This is a genomic window from Urechidicola sp. KH5, assembly GCF_054661455.1.
Genome location: NZ_BAAFSW010000003.1, coordinates 332,169 through 346,043, shown reverse-complemented (window position 1 = coordinate 346,043; position 13,875 = coordinate 332,169). Strand labels below are relative to the sequence as shown.

The 13,875-nt window shown below is 31.0% G+C and carries 14 protein-coding genes; 7 read left to right on the top strand and 7 right to left on the bottom strand.

Features of this window, described 5'->3' with window-relative positions; all coding sequences use genetic code 11:
* Positions 1-10 precede the first annotated feature (10 nt).
* Genes ACYQ5R_RS09985 through ACYQ5R_RS09960 form a run of 6 tightly spaced genes read left to right on the top strand, consistent with a single transcriptional unit; the run spans position 11 to position 6,808 of the window.
* The gene (locus ACYQ5R_RS09985; RefSeq protein WP_460190796.1) at positions 11-1,045 is read left to right on the top strand and encodes a glycosyltransferase family 4 protein; all 1,035 of its coding nucleotides are present in this window, start codon (positions 11-13) and stop codon (positions 1,043-1,045) included.
* On the top strand, positions 1,042-2,370 hold the full coding sequence (locus tag ACYQ5R_RS09980) for an O-antigen ligase family protein (RefSeq protein WP_460190795.1): 1,329 nt from the start codon (positions 1,042-1,044) through the stop codon (positions 2,368-2,370). Before ACYQ5R_RS09985 ends, ACYQ5R_RS09980 begins: the two co-directional genes overlap by 4 nt.
* A complete protein-coding gene (locus tag ACYQ5R_RS09975) occupies positions 2,367-3,377 on the top strand; it encodes a glycosyltransferase family 4 protein (protein ID WP_460190794.1) in 1,011 nt (336 codons plus the stop codon). The genes ACYQ5R_RS09980 and ACYQ5R_RS09975 overlap by 4 nt, the downstream gene beginning before the upstream one ends.
* Positions 3,367-4,650, top strand: a complete 1,284-nt coding sequence (locus tag ACYQ5R_RS09970) for a phenylacetate--CoA ligase family protein (RefSeq protein WP_460190793.1) — start codon at positions 3,367-3,369, stop codon at positions 4,648-4,650. Before ACYQ5R_RS09975 ends, ACYQ5R_RS09970 begins: the two co-directional genes overlap by 11 nt.
* Complete coding sequence (locus ACYQ5R_RS09965) at positions 4,643-5,395, top strand: glycosyltransferase family 2 protein (RefSeq protein WP_460190792.1); 753 nt, start codon at positions 4,643-4,645, stop codon at positions 5,393-5,395. The genes ACYQ5R_RS09970 and ACYQ5R_RS09965 overlap by 8 nt, the downstream gene beginning before the upstream one ends.
* A gap of 30 nt (positions 5,396-5,425) precedes the next feature.
* The gene (locus ACYQ5R_RS09960; RefSeq protein WP_460190791.1) at positions 5,426-6,808 is read left to right on the top strand and encodes a sugar transferase; all 1,383 of its coding nucleotides are present in this window, start codon (positions 5,426-5,428) and stop codon (positions 6,806-6,808) included.
* A gap of 4 nt (positions 6,809-6,812) precedes the next feature.
* On the opposite strand, the gene ACYQ5R_RS09955 is transcribed toward ACYQ5R_RS09960, so the two are convergent.
* From ACYQ5R_RS09955 to ACYQ5R_RS09945, 3 genes are all read right to left on the bottom strand, one after another.
* Positions 6,813-7,994, bottom strand: coding sequence for a lipoprotein N-acyltransferase Lnb domain-containing protein (locus tag ACYQ5R_RS09955; RefSeq protein WP_460190790.1), 1,182 nt, complete (start codon positions 7,992-7,994; stop codon positions 6,813-6,815).
* Positions 7,978-9,045 (bottom strand): putative type IX sorting system protein PorV2, encoded by a 1,068-nt coding sequence (locus ACYQ5R_RS09950; protein WP_460190789.1) that lies wholly within the window; start codon positions 9,043-9,045, stop codon positions 7,978-7,980. The genes ACYQ5R_RS09955 and ACYQ5R_RS09950 overlap by 17 nt, the downstream gene beginning before the upstream one ends.
* A gap of 93 nt (positions 9,046-9,138) precedes the next feature.
* Positions 9,139-10,110 carry a YheT family hydrolase gene (locus tag ACYQ5R_RS09945; protein WP_460190788.1) on the bottom strand — a complete coding sequence of 324 codons (972 nt, stop codon included), beginning with the start codon at positions 10,108-10,110 and terminating at the stop codon, positions 9,139-9,141.
* Positions 10,111-10,191: 81 nt separating this feature from the next.
* On the opposite strand from ACYQ5R_RS09945, the gene ACYQ5R_RS09940 reads away from it, so the two are divergent.
* Positions 10,192-10,932 (top strand): CDP-alcohol phosphatidyltransferase family protein, encoded by a 741-nt coding sequence (locus ACYQ5R_RS09940; protein WP_460190787.1) that lies wholly within the window; start codon positions 10,192-10,194, stop codon positions 10,930-10,932.
* Here ACYQ5R_RS09940 and lptB read toward each other — a convergent pair.
* Genes lptB through ACYQ5R_RS09920 form a run of 4 tightly spaced genes read right to left on the bottom strand, consistent with a single transcriptional unit; the run spans position 10,929 to position 13,786 of the window.
* Positions 10,929-11,663: an LPS export ABC transporter ATP-binding protein gene (lptB, locus tag ACYQ5R_RS09935; RefSeq protein WP_460190786.1), complete on the bottom strand. Its 735-nt coding sequence runs from the start codon at positions 11,661-11,663 to the stop codon at positions 10,929-10,931. The two genes, ACYQ5R_RS09940 and lptB, sit on opposite strands and share 4 nt — an antisense overlap.
* A gap of 6 nt (positions 11,664-11,669) precedes the next feature.
* Complete coding sequence (locus ACYQ5R_RS09930) at positions 11,670-12,017, bottom strand: carboxymuconolactone decarboxylase family protein (protein ID WP_460190785.1); 348 nt, start codon at positions 12,015-12,017, stop codon at positions 11,670-11,672.
* Positions 12,010-12,819, bottom strand: coding sequence for a twin-arginine translocase subunit TatC (gene tatC / locus ACYQ5R_RS09925; protein ID WP_460190784.1), 810 nt, complete (start codon positions 12,817-12,819; stop codon positions 12,010-12,012). Before tatC ends, ACYQ5R_RS09930 begins: the two co-directional genes overlap by 8 nt.
* Before the next feature lies 1 nt (position 12,820).
* On the bottom strand, positions 12,821-13,786 hold the full coding sequence (locus tag ACYQ5R_RS09920) for a KpsF/GutQ family sugar-phosphate isomerase (protein WP_460190783.1): 966 nt from the start codon (positions 13,784-13,786) through the stop codon (positions 12,821-12,823).
* Between the last annotated feature and the right edge of the window lie 89 nt (positions 13,787-13,875).

Below are 13,875 nucleotides of genomic sequence, written 5' to 3'. Positions count from 1 at the left end.
AATTGATTCATTGGCTGTTGGAGGTGCAGAAATGATGGCAATTCAAACTGCAAATGCCTTGGTTGAAATCGATGTTGCATCCTATTTATGTGCGACAAGGAGTGAAGGGCAACTTAAAGCTAAATTAAAGCCAGAAGTCGGCTATATTTGTTTGAATAGAAAAAAGACAATTGATGTAAAAGCCATTAAGAATTTAGTTGTTTTTGTTAGAAAACATAATATCAATTGTATTCATGCACATTCATCATCTTTTTTTATTGGTTGGATAATTAAACTATTTAATCCTAGTTTAAATTTAATCTGGCATGATCATTATGGAAATAGTGAATATCTTTACAAGAGAAGAAAGCGAGTACTAAAGTTTTGTTCTAATTGGTTTAATGCAATTGTTGTTGTAAATTCTAAACTGTTTAAATGGAATTCTTTTAATTTGAGATGTGATAAAGTAGTTCAACTTAATAATTATCCTGAATTTGAAAAATCAGATAGTATTACAAAACTATTTGGAGTAAAGGACAAACGTATAGTTTGTGTTGCAGGTTTTAGAGAACAGAAAAATCATCTTCTTTTACTGAAATCTTTTGAAAAAGTAATGTCTTTTGATTGGACATTACACCTAGTAGGTAATGTTGTAGATAAAAATTATTTTGAAAATATGAATTCATATATTTTTCAAAATAAATTATCTGATAAAGTATTTGTATATCACAATTGTATTGATATTGAAAATATATTAAATCAGAGTTCAATTGGAGTGCTTTCTTCTTTATCAGAGGGATTGCCAGTGTCATTATTAGAATATGGATTAGCAAAATTACCAACTGTAGTTACAAATGTTGGTGAAATATCTAAAGTAGTTAAACATAATATTTCTGGATTAATAGTAGAATCTAATGATGTTTTGAGCTTATCAAATGGGTTGAAATTGTTAATAGAAAATGATGATATAAGAGAAAAGTTTAGTCAAAATCTACACTCCGAAATAAAAGTAAAATTTTCTAAAAAATCCTATATTGACAAACTTTTAAAGTTATATGTAGATTGAGTTATAGATTTAAATTCATATTAGTAATTTTTCATTTGATCTTAGGGTTTCTAATGTTAAATGGTATTATTTCAAAGTTGTATGCTTTATCTATTATACCTCTAGGATTATTATCTATATTTAAATTTAAAAATGCTGGTGAGCAAGTCGCACTTTTTTCGGCTTACTTAGCAGGAAGTGATGTTCTGTTCCGAATGAGTGGTGGGTTGTTCTTGTATGAAATGCATAAATATTTAATTGTATTTTTTGTTTTGTTTGGTTTAATAATTGAACAAAAGCGGAGTTATTTTTCTCCGTTATTTTTAATCTATATTTTATTATTATTAATTGGAGTTGTTTTTACAGAAGTTCCATTCTCAGAGTCTATTCGAAAAAATGTTTTATTCAATTTAAGTGGACCAATTTCTTTAGGATTTGTAGCAATCTATTTTTATAAAAGAAAAATAACTTTAAATAAACTATTAGATATATTATTTTGTCTTGGTTTACCTGTGGTTTCAATGATTAGTTTTCTATACTTTAAGACTCCGAATATTGAAGAAATAAGATTTGGAGGTACTGCTAGTTTTGCTGCATCAGGAGGTTATGGACCTAATCAAGTATCTACTATGTTAGGGGTAGGTGCATTTGTTATTGTTGCACATTTATTAACAAAAAAGAAGTTTTCTGGTTTTTTCATTTTTGATATTTTCTTACTAACATATATCTTGTACAGAAATTTATTGACTTTTTCTAGAGGAGGGTTTGTTACTGCAATATTTTCAATTGTTATACTTGGGTCATTTTTAATATATGCAAGAAAAGATAGTGTGAAGATTTTTGTTAAGTTCCTTGGATTTGGCTTGGTATTCTTAATCATACTTTTTATTTATACTATGAATGCAACAGAAGGTATGTTACAAAATAGGTATACTAATAAGAATGCAAGTGGTGTTGAAAAGGCTGATATTACTTCTGGAAGGTTAGAGATAATAGATACTGAATTAATTGGCTTATTTGAAAACCCAATTTTTGGTTTAGGTGTCGGAAGTTCTAAATATAGGCGGTATGAAGAAACGGGTATTTATGCAGCCTCACATAACGAGGTTACGAGAATGATAGGAGAACATGGTATGATTGGAATTATAATATTAATGCTACTTTTCTTTACTCCAATTACAAATGCATTAAAACAACCTATCTATGCTTGGGGTTATTTAGGAGCTTTCTTTACCTTATGGTTTCTAACAATTAATCATTCTGCTATGCGAGTCTCTTTTCCTGGATTTATCTATGGATTATCTTTAATTCAAATCACATTACAACAAAAGAAACTAGAGCATTGAAAATAATTTACATAGGAAATAACCTAAAATCTTCAAATCCGACTACAATTATAAAATTGAGTGAGCTTTTAAAGGATGCTGGAATAGATGTAAAAGTATACTCTAAGCAAAAAAAACAATTGTTTCGTTTGATTTCAATGATCTTTGGTGTATTTAAAAATTCTAATGCATCTTATGTTTTAATAGATACTTATAGTACATTTAATTTTTATTATGCTGTAATAATAGGACGTTTATGTAGATGGTTAAGGATTCCTTATATACCAATATTACATGGGGGTAATTTGCCTGTGCGTATACAAAAAAGTAAAAGGTTTAGTGAAAGTCTTTTTGGAAAAAGTCTAATTAATATTGCCCCTTCACCGTATTTAAAGAAAGAATTTAAAAAGCACAACTTTCAAGTAAAAGAAATCCCGAATAGTTTAAATTTAGCAAACTACCAATTTAAAGAACGCAAAGAGTTTAAACCAAAACTTTTTTGGATTAGAGCCTTTGATGAGATTTACAATCCTAAAATGGCAATACATGTGCTTCAAGAGGTTCGTAAAATGAATCCCAATGCAACCTTGTGTATGGTAGGACCCGATAAAGACGGAAGTCTTAATTTAGTGAAATCTTTAACAAAATCATTGAATTTAGAGGCATACGTGGAATTTACAGGTAGATTGACCAAAGAAGATTGGGTTCTTAAAACCAAAGAGTTCGATATATTTATCAATACGACTAATTTTGATAATTTACCTGTAAGTTTAATAGAGGCCATGGCATTAGGTTTGCCAATCGTCTCAACAAATGTTGGAGGTATACCTCACTTTATTGAAGATGGTAAACAAGGATTTTTGGTTCCTTCAAACGATGTTCATGCTATGTCTATTTGCATTCAAAAATTGATTTCCAACCATAAGTTGTCAAAATCAATTGCACTAAATGCGCGAAAAAAAGTTGAACTATACGATGATGCATTAGTTCTTAAATCATGGTTACAATTTCTAAATTATGATGCATAAGTTTTTATTTCAGTTTGGTAAATTCTTAAGAAATCCTAGTTTAAATAAAACCTATGCTTTTCTGAAAGAATCAGAAGTATGGAGTAAGACTGAATTGGAAGCTTATCAGCTTCAAAAGTTGCAAGAAATTTTAAAAACAGCCTACACTCATTCTCAATTTTATAAAGCGTCGTTTGACCGTAACAAAGTTCATCCATGTGACATTAAATCTTTAGAAGATTTATCTAAAATACCAACTGTTGAAAAACAAGAATTTATAGACAATGTTTCCATAATTCATACAAATCTCAAATTCAAGAAGAGTTTTAAAGCAAATACTTCTGGTTCAACCGGAAATCCATTAGAATTTTTAAGAGATGAAAAAGCCGATTCATTTAACAGAGCAAGTATTTTTCGAGGTTATTCTTGGTATAATGTTAAGCCATGGGAACGAAATGGATATTTTTGGGGTTTTGACTTCTCCTATTTTAAAAAGACCAAAACGAGAATGTTTGATGCATTTCAAAATAGATTTCGAATGTTTTCATTTGAACAAACAGAAATTAACTCATTTGTAAAAAAAATGAATAAGGCCGTTTATCTTCATGGATATTCATCAATGATATATGAAGTTGCTAAATCCATGAACAGGCTGAATTTACAGCTAAAAATACCGTTAAAAATGGTTAAAGGAACTTCTGAGAAAATTTACGGGAGTTATCATGAAGAAGTAAAAAAAGCATTCGGCACAAAGATTATAAGCGAATACGGAGCTGCAGAAACCGGCATTATTGCTTTTGAATGTCCTTATGGTAGTATGCATATTAATATGGAGGGTGTTATTGTAGAAGAACTAGATAACGAAATTGTTGTTACTAACCTCCAAATGCATAGTTTCCCAGTAATCAGATATAAATTAGGTGATTATATAAAATTGTCAAATAAGCAATGTGAATGTGGAATGAAGCATTCTATTATAGAAGAAGTTACGGGTAGAGTTGGAAATGTTGTATATGGTACAAATTTGAATTATCCAAATTTGTATTTTTACTACATCTTCAAGAATTTAAGTTCGAATCATCAATTAAATTTGACTTATCAGGTTATTCAAACTCATAAAGGCTATATTGAGTTTAAAATTGAGCAAATATTAGACAATAAAGAAATGCAAATGCTTTCAGACGAAATTGAAAAGTATTTTAAGGGTGATATAGAATATAGCATAGACTTTGGAATTAATTTGGGAATTAAATCATCAAAAAGAAAAAGTTTTATATCTACAATAAATGACTAATCAACCTTTAGTATCTGTAATTACGGCATGTTACAATGGAGCCGATTTTATCGAACATACAATTAAGAGTGTTCAAAATCAGACATATGCTAATTGGGAGTTATTAATTATTGATGATTTTTCAAAGGATAATTCAACTTCAATAATTAAGAACTACTGTACATTAGATTCTAGGATAAAATTGTTTGAGAATATAAAGAATAGAGGGGCAGGTTATACTAGAAATGTTGGTGTAGAAGCTTCAGTTGGACGTTTTATTGCTTTTTTAGATGCTGATGATCAATGGTATCCTGAAAAATTGGAAGAGCAGATTTCGTTTATGTTATCCAATAATTTTTCTTTGACTTTTACAGCATATGATACAATACAAGAAAATTCTCTAAAGAAAGGAAGGAGAGAGGCCTTAGAATCAGTAAACTATAAAAAAATGCTTGTGAATAATTATTTAGGTTGCTTAACAGTAATTTATGACAAAGATAAATTAGGGAAATCTTATTTTCCTGAAATTCGAAAAAGACAAGATTGGGCTTTATGGTTACAGATAATGCGAAGCGGTATTATAGCTCATGGAATCAATAAGCCCTTAGCTTTATATAATAAACGAAAAGATTCAATTTCTAGGAATAAAGTAAAACTTTTAAAATATAACTGGACAATATATAGAGAATGCGAAAAGTTCAGTATCGTTAAATCGATTATACTAATTAGTCAATTGGTCATGTTTAAGTTTTATAAGTCAATATAGAAATTATATATTTGGAGGTAACTTATAATCATGTCCAAACAATCGCTATTTAGTATTTCTGAACGAAAGTTCTTTTTGAGGATATTTGATATTCTTGTTGTAATTTTTGGAATTACAATTGCTACACAATTTTTAGAATTTCATTATTTCGATGCTCTAGAAGACAATAAAGTTACCTGGTTTATTACTTTATCAATTTACATCTTGTTTTTAGGGCAGATATTTGAAATGTATAATTTGAAAAATGCAAGTAGTCGTTTTTTGATTTTTAAAAGTATAGGTATTACTACTTTTTTAACTACATTCTTTTACATATTTACGCCAATAATTGCTCCAGTATTGCCTGACAATAGAATGCAAATTGCCTATTTGTTTGCAACGATATTTATTCCTTTGGTTTTGTGGAGATTTGCTTATGTAACCTTTGTTTTTCTGCCGAAATATCATAAATACGTATTGCTAATAGGAGATACTAAAGAAGTTGTTAGTTTGATTGAATTGATCAGAAAAAAGGCAGCAGATAACAGAATTGTTGGTTATGTAAGTACGAAAAAAATAGTCGAGTGTAAAGATTGTCATTTTTTTAGTCCGGATGTTTTAAATCTTGAAAAAGTCGTTAAAGACAATGCGATTACTGAGGTTGTTGTAGGTAAGAACACATTACGTCAATCTGCCCAGGTTCATAATCAGTTAATTCATTTATTTGAAAATGGTATTCAAATAGTAAGTGCCAAAAAATTTGTTGAGAATATAACGTATCTAGTGCCTGAACTTGAAATGAAAGATACCTTTTACGATTATCTAAATTTTAGTAGATCACACCAAAGCAAGTTATACCTTATTTTTGTTAGATTAATAGATATTGTTGCAGCTTTATTAGGGGTTTTGTTTTTAAGTATGGTATTACCATTTGTATTGATTGGTAACCTATTTGGAAATAAAGGAACATTGTTTTATACTCAAGAACGTGTAGGGGAAAAAGGGGTTCTTTTTACTATGATTAAGTTCAGAACAATGGTGCAAAATGCAGAAAAAGATGGTGCTGTTTGGGCTCAAAAGAACGATACTCGAATCACTAGATTTGGAAAGTTCTTGCGCAAATCGCGATTGGATGAAATACCGCAATTTTTAAATGTATTAAAAGGCGATATGAGCCTTATTGGACCAAGACCAGAACGTCCAGAATTTGTAAAAGATTTGGAAGAGAAAATTCCTTTTTATGCTATTCGACATGTTGTAAAACCAGGGCTTACAGGTTGGGCGCAGGTAATGCATCCATATGCAGACAATTTAGAAGACTATGATTTGAAAGTACGCTATGATCTTTATTATATAAAAGAACGTAACTTAATTTTAGATTTTAGAATTGTGATTAAAACAATCACAACCGTACTCTTCTTCAGAGGTCAATAGTACTTTATTTAGCCAATTTCCAAAGAAAAAAATAACGTATACCTAATGCTATAGTAAGCGGCAAGATTGCAATTGAATATACTTGAATTTTAAAAATCCAGAAAATTATTAGTAAAATCAACAAACTCAAACATAATAAAGCATATTTTTTAAGCCATTGAGGACGTTTATTTTTGAATAAAACAAATGCAACTAATAGGTTAGGAGCAAAAGCCCATAAAGCATTAAAATTGTATTTAGACGAAATATGATTTGTTGCAAACCAAATTAACAGCACAACCAATCCAATTAGACCAGTTATAAAGAACAAAGAGAAATCAAAACCTTTTCCCAAGGTTTTATTTTTAATGTTCCTCCAGGTAATAAATATTGCTAAGAGAACAATTAAATTAAAAAACAGAAAAGGAGTTAAAAAAGGCTTAGCTATTGGTTGTTCTTGTTCAAGTAAGATATTTTCAACTCTTTTAACCAATGGTTCAGAAGTATCACTTTTTACAATATTAACTTCATTCATATAGTCTAACACGTTCTCTGGTAAAAACAAAAACTCTTTAGGTGTAACTTTTCTATCAATTACTGAACCCAAGCCTAAATCAATACCAAAATCACCCCATGGTAAATTTGTAACGTAAGGTTGAATTAATCCTCTATGGGTATTTACCTTGTCATCAAAAATAGTTGGAGTTGTAATTTTATCTCCTAATACCTCATAAAGAACATCCAAAGGTTTTGTAGAGCAGTTGTCAAAAAAGTAATCATATAGATATACTTTATTTTCCGGGAGTGCATTAATTTCTAGAAATTCGAATATAGCCTGTGTATCTTCCTGATCTAAATTGAATACTTGACCCTTAACCCAACGCTTTTCTTTGTGATAGGATCTTAAAAAACGACCAAAATCATAACTGCTTAAAAAGTATTCTAAATTTCCTTTAGCGAAATTTGGGTAAAAATTAGGATCATCAAAATCGAATGTACCATAATTATAAATTAGGTCAATTTTATTTTTTAAATCATGAACTCTAATTGCTGTATGGCCAAATGCTGAATACAATTCTGATCCAGGTCCACAAGTAATAAGGCTAATTTCAGCTTGATCTGATAATTGAATTTGTGAGGCACTACTTAACCAAAAAATGGATAAGCTAAGAAGCAGGATGCTTTTAAGTTTATCTAAAATATTCAAAATTGACTTTTAAGGAAAAAACATTCGAATATAGTGCATTTCCAACACTTCCAATATTTGTTAATGCATAATCAACTTGAATTCCTTTATACCTAAAGCCAACTCCTAAATTAGGTTGGAAGGATAAAGACTCACTATTATCGAATTGCAATTCGTTCTGAAAGTTACCCACACCAGCTCTTAAAAATACCATATTAATATAATCAACTTGAAATCCTAAAGCGGGATCTATACTCACAAAATCAGAAGAAATTACGTCATTGGTTTTGGCGAATCTCATATTTAAATCAAACTCAGCTAATAGACTGAAGTCTCTATTGAATTCAAATTTTCTAGCCACACCTAATTGTGCTTTTGGTAATGTTAATTCAAGTGTTTCAGGTTCTTCATCATTTTCTCCCGGCACAGCATTTTGAATATCTTCAAATTTATCACTGTCAATACTCCAAGCATTAAATGTAGTGGTTATATCTCGTAGCATTAATCCAACATACCAATCATTTCTCTCAAATTGTAATGAGGCATCCAATCCAAAACCCCAAGAAGAGGCAAAGTCACCAATCATCCTGTGAACAATTTTAGCATTGAATCCAATATTGAGTTCTTGAACTAAAAGTTTACGTGCATAACCAATATTTAAGGCGTAATCAGAAGCTGAGAAAAGATCAATTCTATTGTAATCAATATTACCTTCGCTATCAATGAGTTCGGTAGTATCTAAAATATCGTCAACTCCAAATCGAATTAATGAAATTCCTAAAGTACTTTCTGGGTCAATAGGCATTGCAAAGGCAGCATAATCATATTTTGCAATTCCAGCAAAATATTCAGCATGCATTAAAGCTCCTTGATAATCGTTGACATGTACCAATCCAGCCGGATTCCAATACCCTGAATTTACGTCTCCAGAAGTAGCAACCACTGCTCGCGCCATACCAAATGCAGAAGCATCTACACCTATATTTAAAAATTCATTAGAATACTTTCTTACTGTCTGAGCCTGAGCAGTAATTGTAATGAATAATAGTAGATAAAATAGCTTTTTAACCATTGTAGGATTGATTCTTTGCAAATATCGAATATTCTATCTAATTAACAGATTTTTATTAGGCTTATTGTACAGTCGAAATTTTTAGTCAAACCTTTATAGTTGAGATGCTGCAAATTGCAATATTCTATGCTCTAGCCAAAACCCATTTTGTGAGCCAATCTTAGAATTAAATCCAACATGACCTCCTAATGCTGGCATTTCTAAATGAAGATATTCATGTTTTTCAGCTTGTGCAATCGGGAAACAGCTAGGTGTTAAAAAAGTATCGTCTTTCGCATTTATTAATAGTGTGGGGATTTTGATTGAATCTATAGTGTTCAAACAACTGCATTTATTCCAATAATCTTGTGCATTTTTAAAGCCATTTGATGGAGCGGTATACATATCATCAAATTGAGTGAAATTGGTGCATGCGGCTATTTTTTCTCGATTTAGAGGTGCGTTGGGGTATTTATCTAATTTTTCAAAAGCTTTCTTTTTTAGTGTTCTTAGAAATCGCTTGATATAAACTCTATTACGAGGCAACGATAACGCTGCTGAAGAACTTGCCAAATCACAGGGCACCGAAACTGCGATAGCGACTTTAATTTTTGGATGAATACTTTTACCCTGTTCACCTAAAAATTTTAGCAACATATTGCCACCCATGCTATAACCAATTAAAACTATATTTTTTTCTGGAAATTTTTGCACCACATGACTCACCACAGCTTCAATATCTTCAGTTTTACCACTATGGTAAGAAGTATATATTCGGTTATCTTCACCACTACACCCTCTAAAATTAACCGATAATGTATTGATATCGTGTTGTTCAAGACATTTAGAGGCAGAGAGCATATATTTAGATTCTGAACTTCCTTCTAAACCGTGAAATAATATGGCAACTGTTTGAGAACCCTCAACTAAATTCATATCAATATCCATAAAATCACCATCAGGTAATTCAAGTCGCTCTCTAGTGTAAACCTGCTTTATAGGGCTGAAAAGTGTTCGAAAAATAGTATTAAAGTGTGGGTTTCGAAACCAAAAACTGGGATTATATGTACTATCTACTAAGGGCAAGAAAAATATTAACAAGTCTATTTCAAATATCGGAATATGGAATCAAAAAACTTTATATTTACGTGAAATAATTTTTACTTCATGAAAAGACATATCCCCAATTTATTCACTTTAGGAAACTTATTAGCTGGTTGTATTGGAGCAGTTTATGCAGCTAACGGTGAATTAATTGTTGCAGGACTTTTTATTCTTCTAGGGATATTTCTAGATTTTTTTGATGGCTTTTTTGCTCGTATTCTAAACGTACCTAGTGAACTAGGTAAGCAACTAGATTCTCTTGCTGATATGGTCACAAGTGGGGTAGTACCTGGTTTAATATTGGTAATGTTATTAGATGAAGTAATTGGAATTGCAACCGCAACAGGTCAATTTGAACTTAATTTATTTGAAGTAGTAGAGCCTTTATCCTATATAGGGTTTTTATTTACACTTGGTGCTTGTTATAGATTAGCAAATTTTAATATCGATACCAGACAGTCTACTTCTTTTATAGGTTTACCTGCTCCCGCAGCAGCCTTAGTAGTAGTTTCATTACCATTAATTTTAGAACATTCAGAAATTACATGGTTACACGAGCTTTTGATGAACCAATGGATTTTAATTACGATTACAGTATTGTTGACCTATTTAATGAATGCTGAAATTCCATTGTTTTCTCTGAAGTTTAAATCTTTAGATTGGAGTTCAAATAAGATTAAATATGTGTTTTTGATAGCAACACTACTTTTAATAATTATGTTGAGAGTAGTATCAATACCTCTTATAATAATAAGTTATGTGGTGTTGTCTTTAATTGAAAACGCTACAAATAAAGTTACCTAGAATTTCTTACGTTTTAACTCAAAGTCTTTACCCAGATATACACGTCTAACTGTTTCATCTTGTGCTAATTCTTCTGGAGTTCCTTCTTTTAGAATACCACCTTCAAACATTAAATACGTTTTATCTGTAATTGCTAGTGTTTCTTGAACGTTGTGGTCTGTAATAAGAATACCTATGTTTCTATCTTTTAAGTGAGCCACAATACTTTGAATATCTTCAACAGCAATAGGATCTACCCCTGCAAAAGGTTCATCTAATAATATAAAATTAGGATCTGAGGCTAAACATCTTGCGATCTCTGTTCTTCTTCGTTCACCACCGGATAATAAATCACCCCTATTCTTACGAACATGACCCAAGCTAAACTCTTCTAACAACGATTCCATTTTCATTCGTTGCTCTTTTTTGGATAGGTTGGTAAATTGCAATACAGATAATATATTATCTTCTACAGAGAGCTTTCTAAATACCGAAGCTTCTTGAGCTAAATAACCAATACCTTTTTGAGCACGCTTATACATTGCTGCTTCGGTAATATCTTCATTGTCTAAATAGATATGGCCTTCGTTAGGCTGTACCATGCCTACAATCATATAGAATGAAGTTGTTTTACCCGCCCCATTTGGACCAAGTAAACCAACGATCTGCCCTTGTTCTACTTGTAAAGAAATTCCTTTAACAACCATTCGGCTGCCATATTTTTTCTTGATATTGTCGGCTCTTAAAATCACAGTTTCTTATTTATTTGCTTCTAATTCATCCCAATACTCATGTGCTCTTCTCAAATGTGGAATTACGATTGTACCTCCAACCAAGGTAGCAATAGAGAGCGATTCTATTACTTGTACTTTGGTAAGTCCTAATTCATGGCATTTACCCAAATGGTAACGCACACAATCATCACATCTTAAAACCATAGAGGCTACAAGCCCAAGCAATTCCTTCGTTTTAACGTCTAAATGACCTTCTGCGAAAGCATTGGTATCTAAATTAAAGATTCGTTTAATGATTTTATTGTCTTCATCCAGAATTTTTTCATTCATTTTCTGGCGGTATGCATTAAATTCTTCTACTTGATTAGGCATTATTTTGTTCGTTTTTAACTACTTTTTTAGAGATAAAAATACTTAATTCATATAACAACATTACTGGTATTGTTACAATAATCTGACTTGCTATATCCGGTGGAGTAATAATTGCAGAAAGCGTTAATACTAATACGAGTGCAACCTTTCTGTATCGCTTTAAAAATTCAGGAGTCACCAATCCCATTTTTGTTAGAAAATACATAATAACAGGTAACTCAAACATTAGTGAAACACCAATTAAGGTGTTAGTTACCATCCCAATATGGGATTCAAACGTAAAATGGTTTTCAATTAATGGTGTAATTTCAAACGTATAAAAGAAAAAGATTGAAATTGGAGCTATAACATAATAACTAAACAACACACCTGTAAAAAATAACACTGATGCATAAAAAATAAAACGTCTTGATTTTTTACGCTCGTGTTTATGCAACCCAGGACTTATAAAACGCCACATTTCCCATAAGACATAGGGGAACGCTACAATTAGTCCCAATATCATAGAGGTCCAGATTAGATTCATAATCTGACCTGTGAGTTTTAAATTCTGTAAATCGTTCTTGAAATTTATGTTACAAAAATCACTTTCTGAACCAAAACTGGACATCAGTTTACACATTAATTTATAAGTAGGAAAGTCTCCACTTAAATGTGCTAACAAAAAATGTTCGTATACAAAACTAGAAAATGCAAATACAGCAATAGCTACTATTACTATTGCAAAAAAAGATCGCACCAAGTGCCAACGCAATTCTTCTAAATGGTCTAGAAAAGACATGTCATTTGTGGGTTGTGCCATATTAAAAAAGTCCTTCTTTAATTAGATCATGAATATGAACAACACCCATATAAGTACCATTGTTTTCAACTAAAATTTGTGAGATATTGTTTTCCTCCATTACTGTAACAGTTTTCACAGCTAGTGAATCAAATGCAATGGTCTTTGGACTTTCAGACATTATATCTTTTGCAGTGAGGTTCGCAATATCTACTGTTTTAGAAAGCATACGTCTAATATCTCCATCTGTTATAATTCCGACTATTTCATTATTGTCAAGAACCGCTGTAACACCTAGTCGTTTTTCAGAAATTTCAATAATCACATCTTTAACAGAAGTGGCAGGAGTAACGGCCGGCTTTTCATTTTTCTCAACCAATTCAGAAACGCGTAAATATATTTTTTTTCCTAGAGCACCACCTGGATGGTATTTCGCAAAATCTCTTGTTCCAAAATTATTCATATCTAGCAAGCAAACTGCTAGTGCATCACCAATAACCATTTGAGCAGTAGTACTTGAAGTAGGAGCTAAATTGTTAGGACAAGCTTCTTTTTCTACATACGAATTAAGAATAAAATCAGCTTGCTTACCAAGAAATGATTCTTTATTACCTGTTAGACCAATTAAGGTATTACCAAAGCGTTTAATAAAAGGTACAATTACTTTTATTTCGGGAGTATTACCACTATTAGAAATACATACAATTACATCGTCTTTTTGTATATTTCCTAGATCACCATGAATAGCATCTGCAGCATGCATAAATATTGCTGGAGTACCAGTAGAATTTAAAGTAGCGACAATTTTACTAGCAACTATTGCGCTCTTGCCAATACCAGTAATTATAACTCTTCCCTTAGAATTGTGAATAACTTTAACAGACTCTTCGAAGTCTGAATCTAATAAATTAATTAAATTAGCTATAGCATTACTTTCTGTAGTAATAGTTTGCTTTGCGAGTGCTAAAATAGTGCTGTTTGTTTCCAAAAAAGTGATTTTTTGTATTCAAAAAAAAGTGTTACCTTTAGTTGCAAATGTATTTAAAAATAGATTAATAATAGATAGATTGTGGAGGA